General features: G+C 68.5%; 26 protein-coding genes. 21 read left to right on the top strand and 5 right to left on the bottom strand.

The annotated features are described in order from the left end of the window. Positions 1–6 precede the first annotated feature (6 nt). On the bottom strand, positions 7–3,531 hold the full coding sequence (locus tag Q5H94_RS09995) for a hydantoinase B/oxoprolinase family protein (RefSeq protein ID WP_304561122.1): 3,525 nt from the start codon (positions 3,529–3,531) through the stop codon (positions 7–9). A gap of 179 nt (positions 3,532–3,710) precedes the next feature. Between Q5H94_RS09995 and Q5H94_RS09990 the strand changes: the two genes are divergently transcribed. The 3 genes from Q5H94_RS09990 to Q5H94_RS09980 are packed head-to-tail and all read left to right on the top strand — an operon-like array spanning position 3,711 to position 6,255. Next, a complete protein-coding gene (locus Q5H94_RS09990) occupies positions 3,711–4,355 on the top strand; it encodes a DUF969 domain-containing protein (protein ID WP_304561121.1) in 645 nt (214 codons plus the stop codon). Then, complete coding sequence (locus Q5H94_RS09985; RefSeq protein WP_304561120.1) at positions 4,352–5,260, top strand: DUF979 domain-containing protein; 909 nt, start codon at positions 4,352–4,354, stop codon at positions 5,258–5,260. Before Q5H94_RS09990 ends, Q5H94_RS09985 begins: the two co-directional genes overlap by 4 nt. Beyond that, positions 5,257–6,255, top strand: a complete 999-nt coding sequence (locus tag Q5H94_RS09980) for a DUF2891 domain-containing protein (protein ID WP_304561119.1) — start codon at positions 5,257–5,259, stop codon at positions 6,253–6,255. The genes Q5H94_RS09985 and Q5H94_RS09980 overlap by 4 nt, the downstream gene beginning before the upstream one ends. Here Q5H94_RS09980 and Q5H94_RS09975 read toward each other — a convergent pair. Then, positions 6,245–7,894, bottom strand: coding sequence for a M20/M25/M40 family metallo-hydrolase (locus tag Q5H94_RS09975; RefSeq protein ID WP_431312153.1), 1,650 nt, complete (start codon positions 7,892–7,894; stop codon positions 6,245–6,247). The genes Q5H94_RS09980 and Q5H94_RS09975 overlap by 11 nt on opposite strands. A 98-nt stretch (positions 7,895–7,992) precedes the next feature. On the opposite strand from Q5H94_RS09975, the gene dctA reads away from it, so the two are divergent. The 17 genes from dctA to Q5H94_RS09890 all read left to right on the top strand — a co-directional run bounded on the left by dctA (position 7,993) and on the right by Q5H94_RS09890 (position 22,474). Beyond that, entirely contained in the window at positions 7,993–9,291 is a 1,299-nt protein-coding gene (gene dctA / locus Q5H94_RS09970) for a C4-dicarboxylate transporter DctA (protein WP_304561118.1), read from the top strand. 82 nt (positions 9,292–9,373) lie between these two features. Next, the gene (locus Q5H94_RS09965) at positions 9,374–10,069 is read left to right on the top strand and encodes an endonuclease/exonuclease/phosphatase family protein (protein WP_304561117.1); all 696 of its coding nucleotides are present in this window, start codon (positions 9,374–9,376) and stop codon (positions 10,067–10,069) included. A gap of 116 nt (positions 10,070–10,185) precedes the next feature. Beyond that, positions 10,186–12,477, top strand: a complete 2,292-nt coding sequence (locus tag Q5H94_RS09960) for a patatin-like protein (RefSeq protein WP_304561116.1) — start codon at positions 10,186–10,188, stop codon at positions 12,475–12,477. Positions 12,478–12,572: 95 nt separating this feature from the next. Next, on the top strand, positions 12,573–12,941 hold the full coding sequence (locus Q5H94_RS09955; protein WP_304561115.1) for a lipopolysaccharide assembly protein LapA domain-containing protein: 369 nt from the start codon (positions 12,573–12,575) through the stop codon (positions 12,939–12,941). After that, the gene (gene pyrF / locus Q5H94_RS09950) at positions 12,938–13,612 is read left to right on the top strand and encodes an orotidine-5'-phosphate decarboxylase (RefSeq protein ID WP_304561114.1); all 675 of its coding nucleotides are present in this window, start codon (positions 12,938–12,940) and stop codon (positions 13,610–13,612) included. Before Q5H94_RS09955 ends, pyrF begins: the two co-directional genes overlap by 4 nt. A 23-nt stretch (positions 13,613–13,635) precedes the next feature. Then, positions 13,636–14,295, top strand: a complete 660-nt coding sequence (locus tag Q5H94_RS09945) for a lysozyme inhibitor LprI family protein (RefSeq protein WP_304561113.1) — start codon at positions 13,636–13,638, stop codon at positions 14,293–14,295. A 5-nt stretch (positions 14,296–14,300) separates the two neighbouring features. Beyond that, positions 14,301–14,648, top strand: coding sequence for a VOC family protein (locus tag Q5H94_RS09940; RefSeq protein WP_304561316.1), 348 nt, complete (start codon positions 14,301–14,303; stop codon positions 14,646–14,648). After that, positions 14,645–15,100: a phospholipase D-like domain-containing protein gene (locus Q5H94_RS09935; protein WP_304561112.1), complete on the top strand. Its 456-nt coding sequence runs from the start codon at positions 14,645–14,647 to the stop codon at positions 15,098–15,100. The genes Q5H94_RS09940 and Q5H94_RS09935 overlap by 4 nt, the downstream gene beginning before the upstream one ends. Beyond that, positions 15,097–15,627 (top strand): GNAT family N-acetyltransferase, encoded by a 531-nt coding sequence (locus tag Q5H94_RS09930; protein ID WP_304561111.1) that lies wholly within the window; start codon positions 15,097–15,099, stop codon positions 15,625–15,627. Before Q5H94_RS09935 ends, Q5H94_RS09930 begins: the two co-directional genes overlap by 4 nt. A 126-nt stretch (positions 15,628–15,753) precedes the next feature. Next, entirely contained in the window at positions 15,754–16,392 is a 639-nt protein-coding gene (locus Q5H94_RS09925) for a phosphoribosylanthranilate isomerase (RefSeq protein ID WP_304561110.1), read from the top strand. Between the two features lie 124 nt (positions 16,393–16,516). Then, positions 16,517–17,746: a tryptophan synthase subunit beta gene (trpB, locus tag Q5H94_RS09920; RefSeq protein WP_304561109.1), complete on the top strand. Its 1,230-nt coding sequence runs from the start codon at positions 16,517–16,519 to the stop codon at positions 17,744–17,746. A 29-nt stretch (positions 17,747–17,775) separates the two neighbouring features. Continuing rightward, complete coding sequence (locus Q5H94_RS09915) at positions 17,776–17,985, top strand: hypothetical protein (RefSeq protein ID WP_304561108.1); 210 nt, start codon at positions 17,776–17,778, stop codon at positions 17,983–17,985. Between the two features lie 487 nt (positions 17,986–18,472). After that, positions 18,473–19,276 carry a tryptophan synthase subunit alpha gene (gene trpA, locus Q5H94_RS09910; RefSeq protein ID WP_304561107.1) on the top strand — a complete coding sequence of 268 codons (804 nt, stop codon included), beginning with the start codon at positions 18,473–18,475 and terminating at the stop codon, positions 19,274–19,276. Beyond that, positions 19,273–20,127, top strand: coding sequence for an acetyl-CoA carboxylase, carboxyltransferase subunit beta (accD, locus tag Q5H94_RS09905; RefSeq protein WP_304561106.1), 855 nt, complete (start codon positions 19,273–19,275; stop codon positions 20,125–20,127). The genes trpA and accD overlap by 4 nt, the downstream gene beginning before the upstream one ends. An 80-nt stretch (positions 20,128–20,207) precedes the next feature. After that, entirely contained in the window at positions 20,208–20,579 is a 372-nt protein-coding gene (locus Q5H94_RS09900) for an endonuclease domain-containing protein (protein ID WP_304561105.1), read from the top strand. Then, on the top strand, positions 20,580–21,977 hold the full coding sequence (locus tag Q5H94_RS09895) for a bifunctional folylpolyglutamate synthase/dihydrofolate synthase (protein WP_304561104.1): 1,398 nt from the start codon (positions 20,580–20,582) through the stop codon (positions 21,975–21,977). Between the two features lie 65 nt (positions 21,978–22,042). Continuing rightward, positions 22,043–22,474 (top strand): DUF6628 family protein, encoded by a 432-nt coding sequence (locus tag Q5H94_RS09890; RefSeq protein ID WP_304561103.1) that lies wholly within the window; start codon positions 22,043–22,045, stop codon positions 22,472–22,474. Between the two features lie 92 nt (positions 22,475–22,566). Here Q5H94_RS09890 and Q5H94_RS09885 read toward each other — a convergent pair whose 3' ends face one another. The 3 genes from Q5H94_RS09885 to Q5H94_RS09875 form a co-directional block, all read right to left on the bottom strand. Continuing rightward, the gene (locus tag Q5H94_RS09885; protein WP_304561102.1) at positions 22,567–23,313 is read right to left on the bottom strand and encodes a tetratricopeptide repeat protein; all 747 of its coding nucleotides are present in this window, start codon (positions 23,311–23,313) and stop codon (positions 22,567–22,569) included. Continuing rightward, positions 23,310–24,635: an AmpG family muropeptide MFS transporter gene (locus Q5H94_RS09880; RefSeq protein WP_304561101.1), complete on the bottom strand. Its 1,326-nt coding sequence runs from the start codon at positions 24,633–24,635 to the stop codon at positions 23,310–23,312. The genes Q5H94_RS09885 and Q5H94_RS09880 overlap by 4 nt, the downstream gene beginning before the upstream one ends. Positions 24,636–24,701: 66 nt before the next feature. Beyond that, the gene (locus Q5H94_RS09875) at positions 24,702–25,133 is read right to left on the bottom strand and encodes a response regulator (protein ID WP_304561100.1); all 432 of its coding nucleotides are present in this window, start codon (positions 25,131–25,133) and stop codon (positions 24,702–24,704) included. 108 nt (positions 25,134–25,241) lie between these two features. Here Q5H94_RS09875 and Q5H94_RS09870 point away from each other — a divergent pair, with 108 nt between their 5' ends. Then, a complete protein-coding gene (locus Q5H94_RS09870) occupies positions 25,242–26,489 on the top strand; it encodes a pseudouridine synthase (RefSeq protein WP_304561099.1) in 1,248 nt (415 codons plus the stop codon).

Genomic DNA, 26,489 nt, shown 5'->3' with positions numbered 1-26,489 from the left:
CCGGACTTAGCGGCCGTCGCCGAAACCTCCGCCACCGGGCGTTTCGACGACGATCGAATCCCCCGCTGCGACGTCGAGCCGGACGGAGGCGGGCAACGTCTGCGTAGCGCCGTCGGCGCGGACGAGGCTATTGCGTCCCGGCGCACCGTCAGCGCCGCCGTCCAAGCCAAACGGCGCCGTCTCGCGCCGGTTGGTGAGGAGGGTCGCCGTCATGGGTTCGCGAAAGCGTATCTGACGGACGGTGCCGTCGCCGCCCGGATACGTCCCCGCCCCGCCAGAGCCGGCGCGGATCGCAAAGCGTTCGACCAGGACGGGGAAGCGCGTTTCGAGCACTTCGGGGTCGGTCATCCGGCTGTTGGTCATGTGCGTCTGGACGGCGGAGGCGCCCGCGAAATCCGGGCCCGCGCCTGAGCCGCCCGCGATGGTCTCGTAATATTGCCGCGCGCCGTCGCCGAAGGTGAAATTGTTCATCGTCCCCTGTGCCGCAGCCATCGCGCCGAACGCGCCGAACAGCGCATCGGTCACGATCTGGCTGGTCTCGACATTGCCCGCGACCACCGCCGCCGGCGGAAGCGGGCGCAGCATCGATCCTTCCGGCACGACGATCTCGAACGGGACGAGGCAGCCCTCGTTGAGCGGGATCGGCTCGTCGACCAGCACGCGCACGACGTAGAGCAGCGCCGCCCGCACGATCGAGGCGGGCGCGTTGAAATTGTCGGGTCGCTGGGCGCTGGTGCCGGTGAAATCGACGCGGGCGCTGCGCGCGATCCGATCGATCGTGACGGCGACGGCGATTTCCGCGCCGTTATCCATCGGACAGCGGAATGAGCCGCCCTCGATCCGCGCGAGCAGGCGTCGCACCGCTTCCTCCGCATTGGCGCGGACATGGGCCATGTACGCCTGCACCACCGGGAGCCCGTGTTCCGCTACGGCGGCGAGCAACGCTTCGCCGCCGCGTGCGCACGCGGCGATCTGCGCGCGGAGATCGCCGACGTTCTGGTTCGGGTTGCGCGCGGGCCAGTCGCCCGAGGCCAGCAGCGCGCGCAGTTCGGTCTCGCGAAAACGGCCCGCCCGGACGAGCAGGAAATCGTCGATCAGCACGCCTTCCTCGCCGATCACTTTGCTGTCGGCGGGCATCGAACCGGGCGTCGTTCCGCCGATGTCACCCTGATGGCCGCGCGCCGCGACGAAGAAGGCGGGGCCGTCGCTATCCGCGAATACGGGCATGATGACGGTCACGTCGGGCAGATGCGTGCCACCGTGATAGGGATCGTTCAGCGCATAGACGTCGCCGGGCCGCATCGTATCGCCGCGATTGGCGATGATGGTGCGGATGCTCTCTCCCATCGAGCCGAGATGCACCGGAATGTGCGGTGCATTGGCGATGAGATTGCCCTCGGCATCGAACAGCGCGCAGCTGAAATCGAGCCGCTCCTTGATGTTCACCGACCGCGCGGTCTGCTGGAGCGCGACGCCCATCTGCTCGGCGATCGCCATGAAAAGGTTGGCGAACAGTTCGAGCCGCACCGGGTCCACCTCGGTGCCGGCCGCAGCCTGACGCACCAGCGGCTGGGCGCGGGTCAGCATCAGATTGGCGGTGGCGTCGATCTCCGCGCGCCAGCCGGGCGCGACGAAGCTGGTGCCTGACGCATCGGCGACGATCGCGGGGCCTTCGCACGACCATCGGGCAGGGAGCGTGTCGCGGTCGAACAGCGGCGCGGTGCCGTCGTGGAGCGCCACCGCTTCCGACGTCGCACCGCTACCGGGCTCGAAGCGCACCTCGGCGGCGGTCGAGCGCGCGACCGCCTCGGCCTCGGCGGCGTCGATCACCAGCGGCGTGGCGGCATCGACATAGCCGAAGCGGGCGCGGTGTCGCTCGGCGAAACGCGCTGCCAGCGTCTCGAACGGCGCGGCATCGAGCGTCAGCGTCGTGTCCGCGCCCGCGTGACGCAGGCGCAGCCGCCGCTCGGTGCGTTCGAGCTGCGCGCCCTGCGCGGCGAGTGCGGCCTCCGCATCGCGCGCCAGCATGTCGAGCGCCGCAGGTTCGCCCGCGTCGAGCGGCAGCGCCACGGTTGCCTCGCGCACCACGCGCTGCGCCGCCATGCCCATGCCGAACGCCGACAGCACGCCCGCGAGCGGGTGGATCATCACCCGGTCGATGCCGAGCATATCGGCGATCGCACAGGCATGTTGCCCGCCCGCCCCGCCGAAACTCGCCAGCGCATAGCGCGCAAGATCGTGGCCGCGCGCGACCGAGATCGTGCGGATCGCATTGGCCATCGCCTGATTGGCGATCTCGATGAAGCCGAGCGCGAGCGCCTCGGGCGTCGATCCGGTCTCGGCGGCGAGCGTATCGAATTTCGCCACAACCACGTCGCGGTCGAGCGGCTGGTCGCCGTTTACGCCGAACAGCTTCGGGAAATGCGCCGGTTGCAGCCGCCCGAGCAGCAGATTGCAGTCGGTGATCGTCAGCGGCCCGCCGCGGCGGTAGCAGGCGGGCCCCGGATCGGCCCCCGCGCTTTCCGGGCCTACCCGCAGCCGCATTCCGTCGAAGCGGCAGATCGATCCGCCACCCGCCGCGACGGTGTGGATCTGCAACATCGGCGCGCGAACGCGCAGGCCCCCGACGACCGCCTCGCCGATCCGCTCCAGCGTGCCGGCATGATGCGACACGTCGGTCGAGGTGCCGCCCATGTCGAAGCCGATCACACGCGCGATCCCGGCCTGACGCGCCGTCTCCGCCATGCCGATGATGCCGCCCGCCGGTCCCGAAAGGATCGCGTCGCGCCCCTGGAACGCGCCCGCGCTGGCGAGACCGCCGTTGGATTGCATGAACAGCAGCTCGGTATCGCCCAGCGCCGCAGCGACGCGATCGACATAGCGCCGCAGCACCGGCGACAGATAGGCGTCGACGACGGTCGTCTCGCCGCGCCCGACCAGCCGGATCAACGGCGCGACGACATGGCTTACAGAGACCTGCGTGAAGCCGATCGCGCGCGCGATCTCCGCCAGCGCCGCTTCGTGCGCGGTATGGCGATAGCCGTGCATCAGCACGATTGCGATGGAGCGCAGGCCGCGCGCATACGCCGCCGCCAGATCGCGCTGCGCTGCGTCCGTATCGAGCGGTTCCAGCACCGCGCCGTCCGCATCCACCCGTTCGGCGATCTCGATTACCCCGGCATAGGCCTGTTCGGGCAGCACGATCGCCCGCGCGAAAATCTCCGGCCGCGCCTGGTATCCGATCCGCAGCGCGTCGCCGAAGCCGCGCGTGATCGCGAGCAGCGTGGGTTCGCCTTTGCGCTCGAGCAGCGCGTTGGTGGCGACGGTCGTGCCCATTTTCACCGCCGTCACGTGGGCGAGCGTCGCGCCGCCGTCCGCCAGCAGCCGCGCGATCCCGGCGACGGCGGCATCCTCGTAGCGGGCGGGATCGTGCGACAGCAATTTGGCCGTGCGCACGCGGCCGTCGGGCAGCCGCGCGACGACATCGGTGAAGGTGCCGCCGCGATCGATCCAGAATTGCCAGCCGTTCATCGTCCCTGCTTGGCGACCTTCGCATCGATATGCAAAGCTGCAGCGATGGAAACCTTCACCCTCCCCGCGTTCGCCCCGAGCTTGTCGAAGGGCTGTTCTTCCCCGGAAGAAAGTGCAGGGCTTCGACACGCTCAGCCCGAACGGAGTGTGGGATTGCGGCGGCAGGGTATGGATCACTGATGCTCGTACTCGCGGGCATCGCGGTGATCGCGCTCGGCTTTGCGCTGCGCTTCAATCCCTTGCTGGTGGTGGCAGCGTCGGCGCTGGTGACGGGATTGGCGGCGGGGTTCGATCCGCTGCGGATCATCGCTTTGTTCGGCAAGGCGTTCAACGAGAACCGCTTCGTTACCGTCGTCTACATCGTGCTGCCGGTGATCGGCCTGCTCGAACGCCACGGCCTGCAGGCGCGCGCGGCGGGGTTGGTGCGCACGCTGCGCGGGGCGACGCCGGGGCGGTTGCTGCTGCTCTACATGATCTTCCGGCAGGGGGCCGCCGCGCTCGGGCTGACGTCGATTGCCGGGCATCCGCAGACCGTGCGCCCGCTCGTTGCGCCGATGACCGAGGCGGCGGCGGAAGGCAGCGATCACGACCCGGAAAAACTGCGCGCGCTCGCCGCCGCGACCGACAATATCGCGCTCTTCTTCGGCGAGGACATCTTCATCGCGATCGGATCGATCCTGCTGATGAAGGGCGTGCTGCAGGGGTACGGCATCGCCATCGAGCCGCTCCACCTCTCGGTCTGGGCGATCCCGACTGCGATCGCCGCGCTGTTGATCCACGGCGCGCGGCTGCTGTGGCTCGACCGCCGGGCGAAACGCGCATGATCGGGCTGAACCTCGTCTATCCGATCGCGGGCTGCGTGTTCCTCACGTTCGCGGTGCTGAGCGCGGGTGGGCGGCGCTGGGGCAATGCCGCTTTCCACGCCCTGCTCGCGCTCAGCTTCCTCGCCGGCGACCGGCTGGGCGATCTCGGCAATGGCTGTCTCGTCATCGCCCTGGTCGCGGTCGCCGCGTTCGGGCGGATGCGGGCGCGGCGCACCGACGATATCGCCCCGACGCGACCGCGCGGCGCGATGCTGTTCGTGCCCGCGCTCATCATCCCGGCGACCGCGCTGATCGGCACCTTCGCGTTCAAGCAGATGCCTGCGCTGATCGACCCCAAGCAGGCGACGCTCGTCGCGCTGACGCTCGGCGTGGGTGTAGCGCTCGCGGTCTGCTATGTCTGGCTGCGGCCCGCCCCCGCCGCGCCGTTCCGCGAGGGGTTGCGGCTGATGGACGATATCGGCTGGGCGGCGGTGCTGCCGCAGATGCTCGCCAGCCTCGGCGCGGTGTTCGCGAGCGCGGGCGTCGGCACTGCGGTCGGCGTGCTGGCGGGACAGGCGATCCCGGGCGGCAGCCTGATCGGCGCGGTGATCGTCTATGCGGGCGGGATGCTGCTGTTCACGATCGCGATCGGCAACGCCTTCGCCGCATTCCCGGTGATGATCGCGGCGGTCGGGCTGCCGTTGCTGGTGCGGCTGCACGGTGCCGATCCCGCGCCGGTCGCGGCGATCGGGATGCTTGCGGGCTTCTGCGGGACGCTGATGACGCCGATGGCGGCGAACTTCAATCTCGTGCCGGCGGCCCTGCTGGAATTGAAGGACCGGAACGGCGTGATCAAGGCGCAACTGCCGACTGCGCTGCCGCTGTTCGTATTCAACGTGGTGCTGTTGTGGATGGTGATCCGATGATGCTCGACCAGAGTCTCGCCGCCCGGTTCGCCGCGCTCACGCTCGGGCATCTCGGGCAGGAATATCCGCACAAGCTGGATCACGTGCTGGACGGCCCCGATGATGCGGCGACGCCGTCGGCGTTGCACCCGATCTTCTACGGCAGCTTCGACTGGCATAGCTGCGTGCATGGCTGGTGGCAGGTGCTGACGCTGGCGCGGCTGTTCCCGGACATGCCCGAGGCCGAGGCGATCCGCGCGCGCGCCGACGCGATGCTGACGCCGGAGAACGTCGCGGGCGAGCTTGCCTATCTCGCGCGGCCGAGCTCCGGCGGGTTCGAGCGGCCATATGGCTGGGCCTGGGCGCTGGCGCTGCACGGCGAGGCGGCGCGGCACGCAGATGAAACCGGGGCGCCGTGGGGCGCGGCGCTGGAGCCGCTGGCACGCGCTTTCGCGGATCGCTTCCGCGCCTTCCTGCCCAAGCTGACCTACCCGATCCGCACCGGCACGCACGGCAATTCCGCCTTCGCGCTGACGCTGGCGATCGACTGGGCGCGGACCCACGACCCCGATCTCGCCGCACTGATCGAGACCACCGCGCGCGGCTGGTTCAGCGAGGACCGCGACTGTCAGGCGTGGGAACCGGGCGGCGACGAGTTCCTGTCATCCTCGCTGATCGAGGCCACGCTGATGAGCCGCCTGCTCGGCGCGGCGTTCCCCGAATGGTTCGACGCCTTCCTGCCGCACCTGACCGAAGGCCGCCCCGCGACCCTGTTCACCCCCGCCCACGTCTCCGATCGCAGCGACGGCAAGATCGCGCATCTCGACGGCCTCAACCTCAGCCGCGCGTGGTGCTGGCGGACGATCGCCACCGCGCTCGGCGATGCGCACCCCGTCACGCCCGCCGCGTGCGCGGCCGCCGACGCCCATATCACCGCCAGCCTGCCGCACATCGCCGACGATTACATGGGCACGCACTGGCTCGCCACGTTCGCTTTGCTGGCGCTTACTTCCTGAGCGCGGCGCTCTTGTCGCGGATCGCCTTGAACTCGGAACCCGGCTTCCAGCTCGGCCATGCAGTGCCGTTCGCCACCTCGCGGCCGATCACGAGCATCAGGTCGATATCCTGCTTCGCGCCGTCGAGATTCCAGTCGGGCGACCAGGCATCGCAGGGCTGGTGATAGCATTTGCCGGTATAGGCATCGATCCACGCCTGCCCCGCCGCCGTGCCGCCCGTCTCCAGATCGGAGGCGCCGGCGATCCCCATTTGCAGCAGGACGGGCACGCCGCGCTTCGCCAGGCTGAAATGATCGGCGCGGTAGAACAGCCCGCGCTCGGGCAGGCCCTCGGGCGTCACGCGCCGCCCCTGCGTCGCGGCGACACGCGCCATGTCGTCCTGCAGACTGTCCTGCCCGACGCCGACCAGGATCGCATCCTTCGCCTTGCCGGCGGTCTGCAGGATATCGATCGTCAGGTTCGCCGCCGTCGTCTCGAGCGGATAGACCGGGTGCGTGGCATAATATTCGGAACCGAGCAGACCGCGCTCCTCCGCCGTCCAGACGGCGAAGGCGATCGTGCGCCGCGGTGCCGGCTCGGCCTTCAGGATGCGGGCGATCTCCAGCAGCGCGGCCACGCCGATGCCGTCGTCGTTGGCACCGCGCCGGATGGTGTTGCCCTGCTTGTCGGCCGGGCCGACGCCGTACGCATCCCAATGCGCGCCGAACATCACCGTCTGATCCGCCGCGGCCTTGCCCGGAATTTTCGCGAGGACGTTGTGACTCTCGACGACTTCATGGCTGACCGGGATCGCCGCCGAGAAAGTGATGCCCTTGAGCGGGACCGGCGTGAAAGCGGGGTCGCGTGCCGCCTTGCGCAGCGCCGGCAGGTCCAGCCCGGCTTGGGCGAACAGGGTCGCCGCGGCGTCGCCGTTCAACCAGCCCTGCAGGCGCAGGCTGGTGATCTGACCGGCGGGCCGAACGATGTCATACGCCTCGCCCTGCCCCGATATCACGACGTTCCAGCCATAGCCCGCGCCGGGCGTATCGTGGACGATCAGCGCGCCGATCGCGCCCCTGCGCGCCATCTCCTCGAACTTGTAGGTCCAGCGGCCGTAATAGGTCATCGTGCGCCCGCCGAACTTCTGAAAGACAGGCTCACCCTGCACCGCTTCGAAATCGGGATCGTTGACGAGGATGACGGCGACCTTGCCGTGCAGGTCCGCCCGCTTGAAATCGTCCCATTTCCGCTCGGGGGCCGTCACGCCGTAGCCGACGAACACGAGCGGGGCGTTGTCGATCACCGCCTTGTCGTTCGGCTGCAACGACCAGGCATAGGCCTGCTCGCCGCGCGTCCAGCCCTGCCACTTGCCCTTGACCGACACGCCGAACCGCTCGGGCTGGCCGAGCCTGGTGTGCAGGAGCGGCACGGTCTGCGTCCACTGGCCATCCGGGCCGCCGGGTTGCAGGCCGAGTGCCGCGAAGCGCTTCACCAGATAGTCGATCGTCACCGTCTCGCCGGGCCCGCCGGGTGCGCGGCCCTGGAAGGCGTCGGCGGAAATGTCCTGCACCGTCCTGGTGATCGCGGCGGGGTCTACGCCCTGCGCGGCGGCTGGGGTGGCGATGGCGATGGCGGCGAGCGCGAGAAGGCGTTTCATCATGCGCGCGTCTTAGCGCGTCGACGCGACGTGCGTAGCCCGAAAAGATCGCGCCGCCCGAACTTGCCAACCCGGCGAATCTCCCCGATCACCTGAAGGAGATGAGCCTGAAGATCCCCTCCGCCGATGCCGCACCGGCCGCGCCGCACCCCTGGTACGCGCATCTCTACGTGCAGGTGCTGGTGGCGATCACCTTGGGCGTGATCCTCGGGCATTTCTGGCCCGATATCGGCAAGGCGTTCAAGCCGCTCGGCGACGCCTTCATCAAGCTGGTGAAGATGATCATCGCGCCGGTCATCTTCCTGACCATCGTCGGCGGGATCGCGGGGGTGCGCGATCTCGCCTCGACCGGGCGCGTGGCGGCGAAGGCGTTCGGATATTTCCTCACCTTCTCCACGCTGGCGCTGATCGTCGGGCTGGTCGTCGCCAACGTCGTGCGGCCCGGCGCTGGGCTGAACATCGATCCCGCCACGCTCGATGTCAGCAAGGTCAGCGGCTATGCCGAGAAGGCGCACGAGACCACGCTGATCGGCTTCCTGCTCGGCATCATTCCCGAGAGCTTCCTGTCGGGCATCGTGCAGGGCAACATCCTGCAGACGTTGTTCGTGGCCGTGCTGTTCGGCATCGGCCTCGTCCTGATCGGCGAGCGCGGGGAGCGGGTCGCGGCGCTGCTCGACGACGTATCGGCGGCGGTGTTCCGCGTCGTCGCGATCCTGATGAAGGCCGCCCCCGTCGGCGCGTTCGGGGCGATGGCCTTCACGATCGGCGCGTACGGGGTCGGCACGCTCGCCAACCTCGCGGCGCTGGTCGCGACCTTCTACCTGACGTCGATCTTCTTCGTGGTGGTGGTGCTCGGCCTCGTCGGCTGGGCCTGCGGCTTTTCCGTGCTGCGGCTGCTCGTGTACCTCAAGGCCGAACTGCTGCTGGTGCTCGGCACTTCCTCGTCGGAAAGCGCGCTGCCCGCGCTCATCACCAAGATGGAGGCGGCGGGCTGCCCGAAGTCGGTCGTCGGCATCGTCGTGCCGACCGGCTATTCCTTCAACCTCGACGGTACCAACATCTACATGACGCTGGCGGCGCTGTTCATCGCGCAGGCGACCAACGTGCAGCTCAGCCTGGAGCAGCAGGTGCTGCTGCTGGCGGTGGCGATGTTCTCCTCCAAGGGCGCGGCGGGCGTGACCGGCGCGGGCTTCGTCACGCTGGCGGCGACGCTGTCGATCGTGCCCTCGGTGCCGGTGGCGGGCATGGCGCTGATCCTCGGCGTCGACCGCTTCATGAGCGAATGTCGCAGTCTCACCAACTTCATCGGCAACGCGGTGGCGACGATCGTCGTCTCGCGCTGGGAGGGCGTACTCGACCGGGATGCGCTGAACGCGGCGCTGCGCTCCCGGACCTCTTGACCCGACGAACAGCGCGGCGCAATCCGATGCCCCGGTGCTCTCGGCACCATCCTTCGGCCCGGAGCGTTACCGCGCGACGCACATGTTCAAGGTCGCCAGCTACAATATCCACAAGGGCATCGGGCTCGACCGCAGGCGCGATCCGCGCCGCATCCTCGACGTGCTGTGCGAGGTCGATGCCGATATCGTCGCACTGCAGGAATGCGACCGCCGCTTCGGCGCGAAGGCGCGGATCATCCCGCATCACCAGATCGAGGAGCATTCGCCGTTTCGCGCCGTCACCTTCGGGCGGCACGACGGCACGATGGGCTGGCACGGCAACGCCATCCTCGTGCGCAAGGACGCGCAGGTGATCGATCACGAGACGATCCACCTGCCCGCGCTGGAGCCGCGCGGCGCGGTCTCCGCCGATATCCGCGTCGGCGGGTCGCTGGTGCGGATCGTCGGAATGCATCTCGATCTGTCGGGACTTTGGCGCAGGCGGCAGGCGCACACGATCCTCGCGCATGTCGAATCGAGCGTGCGGAAAATACCGGCGGTGCTGATGGGCGATCTCAACGAATGGAGCGCGAACGGCGGGTGCCTGCGCGATTTCGGCCAGCATTATCCCAGCGCCCCCACGCCCCCGAGCTTTCACGCGCGCCGCCCGATCGGCCGGCTCGACCGCATCATGGTCAGCCGCGAACTGCGCGTGGTGGAATGCGGCGTCCATGCGAGCGCAACGGCGCGACGCGCGTCCGATCACCTGCCCGTATGGGCGGTGCTGGAGGAGGCGTGACAATCGCCCCTAAACCGTTCGTGCTGAGCTTGTCGAAGCACTGTTCTTCTTTCGACGATCGAAAAGAAGGACAGCCCTTCGACAAGCTCAGGGCGAACGGAGGGAGTGCATAACCCTTGCGCGAGAAGGAGCTTCGCCTCGCGCTCGTCTGCTACGGCGGCATCAGCCTGGCGGTCTATATGCACGGCATCACCAAGGAGATCTGGCGCCTCGCCCGCGCGAGCCAGGGCTTCCATGCCGGCACCACGCCGTCTCCGGGCAGCGAGAGCGTCTATCACGCCCTGCTCGCCGAGATCGCCGACGAGACCGGTGTGCGGCTGCGCGCGCTGGTCGATATCCTCGCAGGCGCGAGCGCGGGGGGCATCAACGCGATCTTCCTCGCGCAGGCGATCAGCACCGGCCAGTCGCTCGATCCGCTGACCGACCTGTGGCTCGACACCGCCGATATCGAAGCCCTGGTCGATCCCAAGCAGGCGCCGGGATCGCGCTTCTCGAAGATGTGGGCCTTCCCGATCGTCTGGTATGCTGCGCAGCAAAGCGGCAGCACCGTCGATGAAGCGGTGGAGGCGGGCGCGCGCGACGAGGTGCGCGCGAAGCTGTCGCACTTCATCCGCTCGCGCTGGTTCGAGCCGCCGTTCGGGGGCGAGCGCTTTCTCAATCTCATCATCGATGCATTCGATGCGATGACGGTCGCGCCGCGCGGCCCCCGCCTGCTGCCGGAGGGCCAGCCGCTCGACCTGTTCGTCACCGTCACCGATTTCCGCGGCCATCCCGAGCGCCTGACGCTCAATTCGCCGCCCGAAGTGGTCGAGACCGAACATCGCCTCGTCGTGCCCTTCACCGATCACGGTCTGGCGGTCGACAGCCTCGCGCACACCGCCGAGCTCGCCTTCGCGGCCCGCTCGACGTCGAGCTTCCCCGGCGCCTTCCCGCCCTTCATGCTGGGGGAGCTCGACCGCGTGCTGGCCGACCGCGCGGTGAGCTGGCCCAGCCGCGCCGATTTCATCGCCCGCGTGCTGCCGCGGCAGGCCGCCGCCAATGCCGCCGAGAGCGCGGTGCTGATCGACGGATCGGTGCTCGCAAACGCGCCGTTCCGCCCTGCCATCGAGGCTTTGCGCGAACGCCCCGCGCGCCGCCAGGTCGACCGCCGCTTCGTCTATATCGATCCGTTTCCGGGGCTGAACTTCAGCTTCGGCGGCAGCGGCACCAAGCCGCCCGGTTTCTTCCAGACGATCATCGGCGCGGTCTCCGAACTGCCGCGCCAGCAGCCGATCCGCGACAATCTCGACGAGATCGCCGAACGCTCACGCCGGATCGAGCGGATGCGCGCGATCACCGAGGCGATCCGTCCCGAGGTCGAACGCCAGATCGAGGCGCTGTTCGGCTACACCTTGTTCCTCGACTATCCGACGCCGCAGCGCCTCGCCGCGTGGCGCACCCGCGCGCAATCCGCCGCCGCCAAGGAAGCGGGCTACGGCTATGCGGCATACGGCCACCTCAAGATATCGGGCGTGATCGAGACGATCGTGTCGCTGCTCTGCCACGCCGGCGGCGAGCCCGAACCGCACCGCTGGACGCGCATCCGCGCCGATATCGTCGCGGCGGTGCGCGGGCGCGGCTTCGACGTCGCCACCACCTTCGCCAGCGGGGCGAGCGCGGAGACGATCGCGTTCCTGCGCACCTTCGACCTCGGCTTTCGCATCCGCCGCCTGCGCCTGCTCGCGCGGCGCGTATCGGCGATGGAGGCCGACACGACCGACACCACGCTGATCGCGGTGCGCGAGGCCGTCTATGCCAGCCTCGCCGACTATCTCGATTGCCAGCGCACCGAGCATCACGCGCATCTGCGCAAGGAGGTGCGATTGCTGCGCGGCGACGCGGGGCCGCTGCTCGACGCGCTCGCCGAATCGCTGAACCTGAAGACGCTCGATACCGATACCGACGCGCGGCTGGCCGAGGCGCTCGGCAATGCCAGCCGCGAGGTGAAGCGGCCGTTGCTGCTCGCCTATCTCGGCTTCCCGTTCTTCGACGTCGCCACGCTGCCGCTGCTGCAGGGCGAGGGCCTCGACGAGTTCGATCCGATCAAGGTCGATCGCATCGCGCCCGACGACGCAACGGGCATCCGCAGCGGCGTCGCGGAGGCGACGCTGAAGGGCGTGCAGTTCAACACCTTCGGCGCGTTCTTCAGCCGCGCGTATCGCGAGAACGACTATCTGTGGGGCCGTCTGCACGGAGCGGAGCGGATGATCGACATCACCGTGTCCACGCTCGACGGCAAGGCGCGGCTGAAGCCCGGCCGCGTCGCCGCGATCAAGCGCGCGGCGTTCCACGCGATCCTGGACGAGGAGGAAGCGCGGCTGACGGGAATCGCCCCGCTGATCGCGAGCCTGCGGCTGGAGATCGGGTAGCGCACGCCACATTCGTCACCCCAGCGAACGCTGGGGTCTCGTGGCAATTGGCGCGACCGAAACCCCGAGATGCCAGCTTTCGCTGGCATGACGGCTTGGTCCGCGTTAGCCTCGTCGCCATGCAGTTCCTGAAAATCCTCTTCTGGTGCCTTCTCACCTGCGTCGGGGCGTTGTTCACCTTCGCCAACTGGACGACGGTGCGGATCGCGCTGTGGGGCAATCTCGTCGCCGAGGTGAATTTGCCGCTGCTGCTGCTCATCACCTTCCTCATCGGGTTGCTGCCGATGCTACTGTTCCATCAGGCCGCGCGGTGGCGGCTGCGCGGCAAGCTCGCCAATGCCGAGCGCACGATCGCGACGCTGCGCGAGGCGCTGACCCCGCCGCCACCGCCCGTGCTGGAGCCCGACGGCCCCGTCGTCGCGGCACCCACACCCGCGCCGCTCCTGCCCGGGGCGACGCTGTGAGCAACCGCATCTACGTGGCGCTCGACACGCCCGATCTGGAGCGCGCCAAGACGCTTGCCGCGCGCGTCCGCCATCATGTCGGCGGCATCAAGCTCGGGCTCGAATTCTTCATGGCGAACGGGCGGTCGGGGGTTCACGAGATGCACGATCTCGGCCTGCCGATCTTCCTCGACCTCAAGTTCCACGACATCCCCAACACCGTCGCCAAGGCGATCATGGCGCTGCGCGGGCTCGAGCCGGCGATCCTGACCGTCCATGCCGCCGGCGGCCGCGCCATGCTGGAGGATGCCAAGGCGGCCGCCCCGCTCGGCACCAAGGTGGTCGCGGTGACGACGCTCACCAGCCTCGACGGCAGCGACCTCAAGTCGATCGGCGTCAATGGCGACCCGCACGAGCAGGTGCTGCGCCTGACCGAGCTGGCGATGACCTCCGGCGTCGACGGCATCGTCTGCTCGGGCGAGGAGGTCGGCGCGGCGCACAAATTGTGGCCCAAGGGCTTCTTCGTCGTCCCCGGCGTGCGCCCGCCCAACGGCGAAGTGGGCGACCAGAAGCGCATCGTCACGCCGCGCGCCGCGCTCGACGCGGGTGCCTCGATCCTCGTCATCGGCCGCCCGATCACCGGCGCGGAGGATCCCGATACCGCCGCAAGGGCCATCGAGGCGACGCTCTAACCAGACAATCCGGGGGGATGGATATGATCACGCTTCTGCTTCTTGCCGCCGCTGCCGGGGGTCCGAGCTTCGATTGCGCCAAGGCCAGCCATCCGCTCGAAAAGACGATCTGCGCGAGCCCGAAGCTGTCGAAACTCGACGCCGACGTCGCCGCCCTCTACCGCGAGCGGCTGTCCGTCCTGTTCGACAAGGGAAACTTCCGTGGCCAGCAGCGCGACTGGCAGGCGCTGATGCGCCGGAGCTGCGCCAAGACCTGCGACGCGAAGAAGGTCGAGGAGGATTACGAGGGCCAGTTGACGAACCTCCAGGGTTTCGAGACCGAGGATTTCGAGGCGAACTACAAGACTGCCGATATCGCCTATCTGCATGTCGAGCATCGCAACGCGCGCGAATTCCTGTTCAGCCTGCGCCGCAGCAGCGTCGATGACGACAGCAAGAATTACTGCATGCTGCCCAAGAACGACGGCGATTCGCTCGTCGCGACGATCACCGGCCCGACCAGCGCACGCTGGACGAGCGGCGCGGACACGGTCGATTTCACCTTCAAATACGACAAGAGCGGCGCGCTGACGGAGCTGGTCCTTACCGGCTCGCCCGCGACGAAGCGTTTCTGCCCGGGCGGGAACTACCGGATCGACGACCGCTTCATCTCCGCCAACAATTGGGTCGCGCCCAACCAGTGAGCGCGATGATCCGCCCGTTCCTGCCCGCGAAGGATTTCGCGGTGTCGAAGGCGTTCTACGAAGCGATCGGCTTCACGATCGACTGGCAGGACGACGACCTCGCGATCCTCGATTTCGAGGGCGCGGGGTTTCTGCTGCAGAAATTCTACGTCAAGGAATGGGCGGAGAACATGATGCTGCAGTTGTTCGTGCGCGACCTCGACGGCTGGTGGACGCGCACGGAGGGGCTGACCACGCGCTTCCACGTCCAGAAACCGCGCGCGCCGAAGGTCCAGCCCTGGGGCCTGCGCGTCGGCTTCCTGTTCGATCCCGCCGGCGTATTGTGGCAGGTGAGCGAGGAGATTTCCCGATGAAGCGCCTGATCCTGTTGCTCGCGGTGTTCGCCGCGACGCCCGCCCTCGCAGCCGATGGCGATTACGTCGTGTTCGACCGCAGCAAGGTCGCGACGCTGTTGCACCAATGCTCTCGCGATACGCCGCCGGTCGGCGAAGCGGGGTGGACGCCGCTGGCGGGCGACATCATGGCGATGGAGGCGGCGCTGCCCACGGTGCTGACCGAGCAGATCAGGCACCGGCCCGCCTTCGCCTCCGCGCCGCATGGCTGGATCCGGCAATATGTTGGCATCGTGCGCGGCGGGAAGCGGCTGATCTATGGCAATTTCGTGCCCAAGGGCGCGGGTGGCGACGATGGCCGCTGGCGCCGCGAGCCCATCATCGTCTGCGACGGGGGCGAGGCGTTCTTCGGCGCGGAATATGACGTGGCGGCCAAGACGTTCACGCACGTCGCGTTCAACGGCCACGTATGAGGCTGACGACCTCCCGCCTCGCCGTCGCGGCCGATCTCGAGCGGCTTCACCCGGTCATCGAGCGCGCCTATCGCGGCGATTCCGCCCGCGCGGGCTGGACGCACGAGGCCGACATCATCGCCGAAGGCACGCGCACCGACATGGCGACGCTGGAGGGCATCCTCGCCGACCCGACGACGCGGCTCATCGTCGCGCTCCACGGCGATACCCCGATCGGCTGCGTTCAGGTGAGCGACAAGGGCAGCGGCATCGCCTATCTCGGCCTGCTGTGCATCGATCCGCTCTTGCAGGCCGGCGGGCTGGGCCGTCAGCTCATCACCGCCGCCGAGGATCTCGCCCGCGATAGCTTCGCCGCGATGGGCATCGAGATGACCGTGATCGAGCAGCGCGCCGAGCTGATCGCCTATTACGAACGCCGCGGCTATGCGCAGACCGGCGAGCGCCGCGATTTCCCGATCCCGCTCGATCCGCCGTTGTTCATGACGGTGCTGGCGAAGCGCCTCGCGCAACCGTCACCCCTCCGATGACCGTCACCCCAGTGCAAGCTGGGGTCGCGAGGAGGAGAACGCAGCACCCGCCCCCATAAGACCCCAGCTTGCGCTGGGGTGACGATTGGGGATGGACATGGCCGCGTCGTCTGATGATGAGACGCCATGCCAGTGACAGCCAAAATCTGCGGCCTCAGCACACCCGAAACGCTCGACGCCGCCATCGCCGGCAGCGCGAGCCATGTCGGCTTCGTGTTCTTCCCGCCCTCCCCGCGCAACCTGTCGCGGGAGCGTGCCGCGCAACTCGCCGCGCGCGTGCCCGGCCATGTCCGCCGTGTTGGCGTGTTCGTCGATCCCGATGATGCGACAGTCGAATCGGCGCTCGACGCTGGCCTGCTCGATGCGCTGCAGCTCCACGACACCGCCCCGGCACGCGCCGCCGCGATCAAGGCTAAGACCGGCCGCGAGATCTGGGCGGCCGTCGCGGTGCGCACCGCCGCCGACCTCGCCGCAGCCGTCACCTTCGCGGGCGCGGCCGATCGCATCCTCTATGACGCCAAGACGCCGCCCGGCGCGGCATTGCCCGGCGGGATGGGCGTGCGCTTCGACTGGACGCTGCTCGAGGGCTTCCGCCATCCCCTGCCCTGGGCGCTGTCTGGCGGGCTCGATCCGGTCAATCTGCGCGAGGCGGTGACGCGGACGGGGGCGACTCTGGTCGACGTGTCGTCCGGCGTGGAGATATCGCCCGGCATCAAGGACGCGGGCAAGATCGCGGCGTTTCTGGCGGCGGTCGCCTCCCTCTAACCGTTCGTGCTGAGCGAAGTCGAAGCACGTGCCGCAAACGCAGCGCTCGTGACATGCCCTTCGACTTCGCTCAGGGCGAACGGGTGGGGTTGGATGATCGCAGAGGAGTGCTAAAGCCCACCCCATGAACGCTCCCAACTCCTTCCGCGCCCAGCCCGACGAGACCGGGCATTTCGGGCCCTTCGGCGGACGTTACGTCGCCGAGACGTTGATGCCGCTGATCCTCGATCTCGACAAAGCGTGGCAGGCGGCGAAGGCGGACCCGGCGTTCCAGGCCGAGTTCGAGGATCTGCTCGAACATTATGTCGGTCGCCCCAGCCCGCTCTATCACGCCGAGCGCCTGACCGAGGCGCTGCGCGAGAACGCCCCCGAGGGCATGGGCGCGCAGGTGTGGTTCAAGCGCGACGAACTCAATCACACCGGCGCGCACAAGATCAACAATTGCATCGGCCAGATCCTGCTGGCGATGCGGATGGGCAAGACGCGCATCATCGCCGAGACGGGCGCGGGCCAGCACGGCGTCGCCACCGCGACCGTCTGCGCGCGCTTCGGCCTGCCCTGCGTCATCTACATGGGCGCCAAGGACATCGTGCGGCAGCAGCCCAACGTGTTCCGCATGAAACTGCTCGGTGCGGAAGTGCGCGCGTGCGAGAGCGGGTCGAAGTCGCTCAAGGATGCGATGAACGAGGCGATGCGCGACTGGGTCGCGAACGTCCACGACACGTTCTACATCATCGGCACGGCGGCGGGCCCGCACCCGTACCCCGAGCTGGTCCGCGATTTCCAGAGCGTGATCGGCCGCGAGGCGCGCGCGCAGATGCTGAGCCGCATCGATCGCCTGCCCGATCTGCTGGTCGCGGCGATCGGCGGCGGATCGAACGCGATCGGGCTGTTCCACCCCTTCCTCGACGACGCCGACGTGGCGATGCTCGGCGTCGAGGCGGCGGGCCACGGCCTCGACAAGCAGCACGCCGCCAGTCTCGCGGGCGGCGCGCCGGGCATCCTCCACGGCAACAAGACCTATCTGTTGCAGGACGAGGACGGCCAGATCGACGAGGCGCATTCGATCTCGGCGGGGCTCGACTATCCCGGCATCGGCCCGGAGCATAGCTGGCTGCATTCGATCGGCCGCGTCGAATATACTTCGGCGACCGACACCGAGGCGCTCGATGCGTTCCAGTTGCTGTGCCGGACCGAGGGCATCATCCCCGCGCTGGAACCCTCCCACGCCATCGCTGCGGTGGCCCGCCGCGCGCGCGAGATGAAGCGCGACCAGATCATCTTGGCGAACCTGTGCGGCAGGGGCGATAAGGATATCTTCACGGTTGCCGAGGCATTGGGTGTGGCGATCTGATTTGGTTAATGCTCACCGGGGGGTGGCGAATGAACGGTTTGAACAACGAGATGATCCGGCGTGGCATCACGTCGATGCTGGTGATCATGACGACGATCATCGTGATGCGCGTACTGTTCGCCGGCGCGCTCGATCAGCCGCTGGAAGGCGCAGTATCGCCGGAGAATCTGATGCAGGCCCTGGCGATGGGCATGGGTGCCGCGATCGGCATCACCATGTTCCAGCGCAAGGCGGCCTGATCTCCATTCCGTCATCCCGGCGGAAGCCGGGATCTCCGCGTGGGCGAGCGTGACGCCCGCCCCACAAAGACCCCAGCCTTCGCTGGGGTGACGAAGCAGGCTGAGGACGCGGCTTTCCAATCGCGTCCCACTTCGCCTAAGAGGCGCGCGATGACCCGCGCCGCCACTCTCTACTCGTCATGCCGGACCCGTTCCGGCATCCACCGCGTCGCAAGAACCGCGACTGGTTCGCACGCGGCACCTTGGACCCCGGAACAAGTCCGGGGTGACGAGGTAGATGTGTGAACCGACAAACCCGCCGGTTACTCAACGTGGGAGTTGCCGCGGTCGTGGGCGCGGCTATCGCAGTTGTGGTCCGCCAACTCAACGAATACGGGCTGAATTTCGCGGCTTGGAGTTTGCACGCCCCACGACTCGTTGAGGCTGTTCAAGCAGGCATCGCCATCGGCGCCCTCTCACAACTTATCGTTCAAAGACGGACTGCCGTATGACCCGCCTCTCCAACGCCTTCGCCAAAGCCCATCCCGCGCTCGTCGCCTTCGTCACGGCGGGCGACCCGACTCCCGCTGACACCGCCGCCATTCTCGACGCGCTCGTCGCCGGCGGGGCCGACGTGATCGAGCTCGGCATGCCCTTCACCGATCCGATGGCCGACGGCCCCGCGATCCAGGCGGCGAACATCCGCAGCCTCGGTGCCGGCACGCGCACCGCCGACATCCTGAGCATCGCCAAGGCCTTCCGCGCGCGTCATCCCGAAACGCCGCTCGTCCTGATGGGCTATGCCAACCCGATGACGATCCGCGGGGCAGACTGGTTCGCCGCCGCCGCCAAGGACGCGGGCGTCGATGGCGTCATCTGCGTCGACATCCCGCCCGAGGAGGACGCCGCGCTCGGCCCCGCGCTGCGCAGCGCGGGGATCGACCTGATCCGCCTCGCCACCCCCACTACCGACGCCGCGCGCCTGCCGGCCGTCCTCGATGGCGCGAGCGGCTTTCTCTACTACGTCTCGGTTGCGGGCATCACGGGCAAGCAGCAGGCCGCACAGGCATCGATCGAGGATGCCGTCGCGCGCCTCAAGGCCGCGACCGACATTCCCGTCGCGGTCGGCTTCGGCGTGCGCACGCCCGAACAGGCGGCTGCCATCGCCCGCGTCGCGGACGGCGTCGTCGTCGGCTCGGCCATCGTCGAGCTGGTCGGCGCGCACGGCAAGGATGCGCCCGCCCCGGTTCGCGCCTATATCGAAACCTTATCCGCCGCCATTCGCGGTGCCAGGCAGGAAATCGCCGCATGAGCTGGCTCAGCAACGTCCGCAACGCGCTCTCGCTCGTCGTCCCCGTCAAGAAGGAGACGCCCGACAACCTCTGGCACAAGTGCAAGGGTTGCGGGCAGATGGTGTTCGTCAAGGAGCTGGAGGAGAACCTCCACGTATGCCCGCATTGCCAGCATCATGAGCGGATCGGGCCGACTCAGCGCTTCGAATATACGCTCGATCCAGGCTACACCCTGCTGCCGGTGCCCAAGGTGCCCGAGGATCCGCTCAAGTTCCGCGACAGCAAGCGCTACGTCGATCGCATCAAGGCCGCGCGCGCCGCGACCAACGAGACCGATGCGCTGATCACCGCCAAGGGCAAGATCGAAGGGCTGAAGGTCGTCGTCGCCGTGCAGGATTTCGCCTTCATGGGCGGATCGATGGGGCTTGCCGTGGGCGAGGCGTTCATCCGCGGCGTCGAGGCGGCGATCGCGGAGAAATGCCCGTACATCATCTTCACCGCGGCCGGCGGCGCGCGCATGCAGGAAGGCATTCTCAGCCTGATGCAGATGCCGCGCACCACGGCGGCGATCCAGCTGCTCCATGACGCGGGCCTGCCCTATATCGCGGTGCTGACCGATCCGACGACCGGCGGCGTGACGGCGAGCTACGCGATGCTCGGCGACGTCCAGATCGCCGAGCCCGGCGCGCTGATCGGCTTCGCGGGCCAGCGCGTGATCGAACAGACCATCCGCGAGAAATTGCCCGAGGGCTTCCAGCGCGCGGAATATCTGCTCGATCACGGCATGATCGACATGGTGAAGCACCGGAAAGACCTGCGCGCGACACTGGCGAGCGTCGTCGATTTCCTCGGCGCGAAACGGGCGGCTTAAGTATAAAATGCCCTCTCCCCTCCGGGGAGAGGGCACCGAAATAACTCCCCTCCCGCTTGCGGGAGGGGTTGGGGGAGGGAATGGAGCAACGAACCGCCGCTCGCGCTCTCCGCGCCAATCCGACAGAGGCCGAAAAGTGTCTCTGGCGGGCTATCAGCGCGCGCAAGGTCGCCGGTGTTCGCTTCAACCGTCAGGTGCCGATTGGCCCTTTCATTTGCGATTTCGTTTCGCGGAGTGGTGGGCTGGTGATCGAAGTCGATGGCGGGCAGCACGCTCTTGCTGTGAGTGATGACGCCGCCCGCACGGCCTTTATCGAGTCACAAGGTTTTCGCGTCATGCGCTTCTGGAACAACGACATTCTGCATAATACGGAGGGCGTGGTCGCCGAAATCGAACGGGTGCTCGCGACACTGCCCTCCCCCAACCCCTCCCGCGAGCGGGAGGGGAGCTGAATGGACTCCGCCACCTCCTCCGCTCCCGCCGTGCAGGCGCAGCTCGACCGGTTGTGGGCACTCTCCCCAGGCGCGGACATTCTCGGGCTGGAACGCATCACCGCCTTGCTTGCGCGGCTCGGCGATCCGCACCTTCGCCTGCCGCCGGTGCTGCACGTCGCGGGCACCAACGGCAAGGGTTCGACCTGCGCCTTCCTGCGCGCGGCGATCGAGGCGGCGGGGCTGACGTGCCACGTCTACACCAGCCCGCACCTCGTCCGCTTCAACGAGCGCATCCGCATCGCGGGCACGTTGATCGACGACGACACGCTCGCCGCGCTGCTTTCGGAAGTGCTCGACCATGCCGGGGATATCGGCGCGAGCTTCTTCGAGGTGACGACCGCCGCCGCCTTCCTCGCCTTCTCCCGCACCCCCGCCGACGCCTGCGTGATCGAGGTCGGCCTCGGCGGGCGGCTCGACGCGACCAATGTGATCCCCGCGCCGCTCGTCACCGGCATCGCCCAGCTCGGTATCGATCACCAGAGTTTCCTCGGCGACACCGCACTGGAGATCGCGGGGGAGAAAGCGGGCATCGCCAAGCCGGGAGTCCCGCTGCTGACGATGGCATACCCGCCCGACATCGCCGCGCGCGTCGCCGAAGTCGCGGCGAAGGCAGGCGCAGTGAGGACCGAGTGGCGTCACCACATCGTCGGCCCGGCGGGGGCCGGGGCCGCCACGTTACACGGCGAGCCAGGTGCCCGACACGCAACGGCCCCGGCCTCCGCCGGGGCGACGCTCGTATATGAGGACGCACGCGGCACCGTCGAAACCCCGCTCCCGCGCATGGCCGGGCCGCATCAGCCCGGCAACCTCGCGCTCGCCATCGCCATGCTGCGCCACCAGAGCGCGCTCGCCATCCCGCCGCAGTCCTTCACCGCCGCGGCGACCGGCACGACCTGGCCCGCGCGGATGCAGCATCTTGCGCCCGGCCCGCTCGCCGCGATGCTCCCGCCGGGCAGCCAGCTCTGGCTCGATGGCGGGCACAATCCCGCCGCCGCCGGTGCCATTGCCGCGACGCTCGAACAGATCGCGCACCCCGGCACCGGCCGCAGCGAGGTTCACCTCATCCTCGGCATGCTGTCGAACAAGGATCCCGCCGGTCTCCTCGCGCCGTTCGCGGGCCTCGCCACCACGCTCCATGCCGTGCCGGTGCCCGATCACGCGCATCACGCGCCCGCCGATCTCGCCGCCACCGCCCGCGCGCTGGGTATCGCCGCGCACACCGCCGCAGACGTGCCGGGCGCGCTCGCCGACATCGTCGAGATCGCCGATCAGGCCGAGCCGCCGATCGTCCTCATCCTCGGTTCGCTCTATCTGGCGGGCGAAGTGCTCCGCGCGAACGACGAGATTCCCGACTGATATTATTGCGATTGACTATCAATAGCGGATTTCGGACAAGGGACTCGACAACAGGAGAGCCCCCGATGACGATTGCCGCCCTGACCAGCAACGCCCCGCTCGCACCCATGCCGGACTGCGACAATGCGCGGCTCGCCCTGTTCGCGATGCGGCGGATCGGCGCGCACGGGCTGAACGACGCGGTCGCGGCGCAGGCGCTGGTCCACGGTTTCGGCCGCGATTTCCGCCGCCCGCTGACGCTGATCCGCGCGTTGATGGCCGATCTCGCGTCCGCCTCGACCATGCCGATCGCCATCGCACCCGTGTGCTGCGGCCGCATGACCCCATCGGAACGGACGCTGGTGACGATCCTCGCGCGCTGCGAAACGCAACCCGACAGCGCGGCGGTGTTGCTCGGCGATCTGCTCGGCGTGCGCCGCGCCGATGGCGTGCTGGCGAGCGCGACCGCGGTCGCCGCGGCGTTCGCGGATGCGGGGCGGCCGATCGGTCGGGGCTAAAGTCTTCTTTATCCCTTCCGGTCACGGAAGGGGCCAGGGGTGGGCTGGAGTGAGGAAGGGACAGCACTCGCCCCAAGCCTGCCCACCCCGACCTATTTCCCCCGCAACTCGCGCAGCCGCTCCATCGCCCAGCGGTACATATCGGCCTCGGCCGCGCGCTGCTGGCGGTCTAGCAGCTTCATCCGCGCCTCGACCTCCTCCAGCACGCCGAGCGCTTTCTTGTCCCAGCCCTGCTCGATCAGCAGCGCGGCATAGCGGCAGCGTGTCTCCTCGCCCGGCATGCGCGTGACGAGATCGGCGTAGATTTCCAGCGCCTCTTCCTTGCGCCCCAGCGCGTCGAGGATGCGGGCGCGCAACAAGCCCTGCCGGTCGCGGTCGCTCTGCGCGCTGGCGGGCGGGTTCGCCTCCAGCGTTGCCAGCGCCGTCGCCGCATCGCCCGTTTCGAACTGTGACCGCGCGAGTTTCTCGCCGGTGCGCATGTCGAGCGGCCCGCGCTCGATCGCGTCATGGTAATACGGCAGCGCTTCAGGATGCCGCCCCAGCGCGGTCAGCGCGTCGGCCATGCGCAGGCGGTTGGCGGCGGTGTCGGCGATGTCGAGCGCGTGGCGCGCGGCCTTCACCTCGCGTTCCGGGTTGAGCGCGTCGACCGCCTTGGCGTGCGCGGTGCGGACGTGGCGATTGTTCTGGATGCGCGGGAGCACCTCCAGGATCACATAGGCGAAGGCGCTCGCGCCCGGCAGGAACATCAGCGCCATGATCCAGAGCTGATTCCGTCCGTTGCGGATCACGTCGATGATGCACGCGACCTGGATCGCGAACATGGCGAGATAGAGGATCATGCCGGATCGACGCTCCCGTCGGAATCGCGCGTCCCCGCGTCGCCGATCGAACGGTCGACCATCCCTGCGCGCAGCATCCACCAGAACAGCAGCACGCCGGGCAGCGCCGCCACCGTCGTCAGCAGGTAGAAGTCCACGAAGCCGAACCGCTCGACCAGGCCGCCCGCGATCGTGCCCGACAGGATCCGCCCGAAGATGCTCGATGCCGCCGAGATCAGCGCATATTGCGCGGCGGTGAAGCGCAGGTCGGTCAGCGCCGAGAAATACGCCGTCACCGCGACGCCGCCGACGCCGCTCGAGAAATTCTCGAAGCCGATCGCGGCCGCCATGCCGAGGTTGGAGTGGCCCGCCCCCGCCAGCCCTGCGAAGCTGAGGTTGGAAACCGCCATCAGCACCAGGCTGATCAGCACCGCCCGCTTCATGCCGAGCTTGGCATAGAGAACGCCGCCCACGAACACGCCGATCATCAATGCCCAGAAACCGACGCCGACATCGTACAGCGCGATCTCGTCCTTGCTGAAGCCGAGGTCGTTGAACAGGATGCGAAAGGTCAGGTTCGCCAGCGTATCGCCGATCTTGTGGATGACGATGAACAGCAGCACGATCACCGCGCCCGGCCGCTGGAAGAATTCCACGAACGGCCCGACCAGCGCCTTGCCGATATTGCCACCGGGGCGCTTCGCCGTGATCTCTACGTGCCGCTTGGGCTCGCCCATCAGCAGCGCCGTCACCAGCGCAGGCAGCGCGAAGGCCGCGCTCACGAAATAGGCGGTCGCCCAGCCGTAGCGCTGCGCCGTCACCAGCGCGAGCCCGCCGAGCAGCGCGGACCCGATCCGCCAGCCATATTGCCCCATGCCCGCGCCGACACCCAACTGGCGCGGTTCGAGCAGCTCGATCCGGTATGCGTCGATGACGATGTCGAAGGTCGCTCCCGCGATCCCCAGCAGCAGCGCCGCCGTCGCCGTCCCCGCCAGCGACACCTTGGGATCGGCCAGCCCTAGGTTGATCGCGGCAAGACACACCAGCACCGAGATGACGATGAGCCACGACACACGCTGCCCAAGCCGGTGCAGGAACGGCAGCTTCACCCCCTCGACGATCCACGCCCACAGGAACTTGAGATTATAGGCGAGGATGATCAGCGCGAAGGCGGTGACGCTCTTCTTCTCGATCCCGGCTTCCGCAAGCCGGCTCGCCAGCGTGCTGTTGATCATCGTCAGCGGGAAGGCGGACGATACGCCCAGCGCCAGCGAGGCCAGCGGTGCCTTCTCGACATAGGGTTTTATCCCGTCGAACCAGGTCTTTTCCCCCACCACGTCCATTCCGTCACTCCAGCCCCGGCACGCCGCCAGCCTAGAGTCCGCGCAATGTTCCCGCAACAGTGGCGCTCAGGCGGCATCCGCGAAAAGCGTGAGGCCGCCGGGAAGTCGCTTCGGCGTGGCCTTGCCGTCCAGCACCGCCTCGATCACGCCGATCGCGGCGAGCAGATCGCGCTGCGCATAGGGCTTGGCGAGGCACCCGTTCGCCACTGCGCGCCCGCCTTCGGGGCACTGGCCGGTCACGAACAGCACGGGGATGTTCGCCGCGTGCGCCGCCTTGGCGACATCCACGCCGCTACCATCCGACAGGCTGACGTCGACCAGCACGAGATCGATCGCCGCGCCATCGCCGATCGCGGCCAGCGCATCGGCGACACGGTCGACCGTCGCGACGATCTCATATTCGGCATCACGCAGGAAATGCTCGGTATCGAACGCCACGAGCGGTTCGTCCTCTACGATGAGGAGCCGCGTGATCCGTCGTTTCTTGCGCCCGAACATCGTTTGCCGATGCCTTTCGTTACGTGTCCGGTTCCTTAACGCGCGGGCAACAAATCGGGCGCAAGAAATTTTGCGGGTGCGGACAGCGAAAATCGCTATCAGGTGCGGGTGAAACGTCCTTCCCCGCCCCCCACCGCCCCCAAAGACACGCAGCGCATCGCCAAGCTGCTCGCGCGCGCCGGCATCGCCTCGCGCCGCGAGGTCGAGCGGATGATCGCCGAGGGGCGCGTCGCGCTCAACGGCACGGTGATCGATACGCCCGCGACGATCCTGCCCTCGCTCGACGGCGTGACGGTCGACGGCAACCCCGTCGAAGCCCCCGCGCCCGCGCGCCTGTTCCTCTATCACAAGCCGCCCGGCCTGCTCGTCACCGAGCGCGACCCGGCGGGGCGGCCGACCATCTACGATCGCCTGCCGAAGGATCTGCCGCGCGTGGTGCCCGTCGGACGGCTCGATCTCGCCACCGAGGGACTGCTGCTGCTCACCACCGACGGCGAGCTGAAGCGCCAGCTCGAACTGCCCGCGACCGGCGTCGAGCGCGCCTATCGCGCGCGCGCCTACGGCCCGATCACGCAGGAACAGCTCGAAGACCTGATCCACGGCATCGAGATCGAGGGTGTGCGCTACGGCTCGATCGACGCCAACCTCGAACGCCGCACCGGCGCGAACGTCTGGATCGAGATGATCCTGACCGAGGGCAAGAACCGCGAAGTCCGCCGCGTGCTCGAATATCTCGGCCTCAAGGTCTCGCGGCTGATCCGCACGCGCTACGGCCCGTTCGTGCTCGGCGATCTCGGCCCCGGCCAGGTCGGCGAGGTTCGTGGGCACGACGTCGCCAGCTTCCGCAAGAACCCCACGCGCATCGACCTGCCGCAACCGGCGCGGGCGAAAGGCCCGTCCCCCGCGCCGCCGCGCGAAAGCCGCGCGGCACCGGCTGCGGCGAAGGGCCCGCGCGCACCGGCGAAGCCCCGCATCACCCGCGAAGTCGCGGCCCGCGCCGACAAGGCCGCCTTCGCCGAACCGCGCCCCGCGCCGCGCCGCGCCAACGCCGCCAGGACAAGCCCGCAGCGCGACGCCACCTGGTCCCCGCGCGACAGCCGCCCTGCCGAGGAACGCGCGACGCAACCCGCGCCGATAAAACCGAAGCGCTTCTACGACGCCAAGCCCAAGCGCGGCACAGAAACCCCGTCGACCGTCGCCAAGCCCGCCCGCGCCGCGCGTGCCGCCGCGCACCGCGCCAATCGCGACGATGCCGCCCCGCGTCCGCCGCGCCCCGCCTCGCCCCGCACGGCCGGCCCCTCGGGCGGTCGCGGCAAGCCGAGCGGCAAACCCCGTCCTCCCCGCAGCCGGAAGTAA

It is taken from the genome of Sphingomonas immobilis, assembly GCF_030580995.1.
In the GTDB taxonomy this organism is placed as follows: domain Bacteria; phylum Pseudomonadota; class Alphaproteobacteria; order Sphingomonadales; family Sphingomonadaceae; genus Sphingomonas; species Sphingomonas immobilis.
This window is presented reverse-complemented; position numbering and strand designations above follow the sequence as displayed.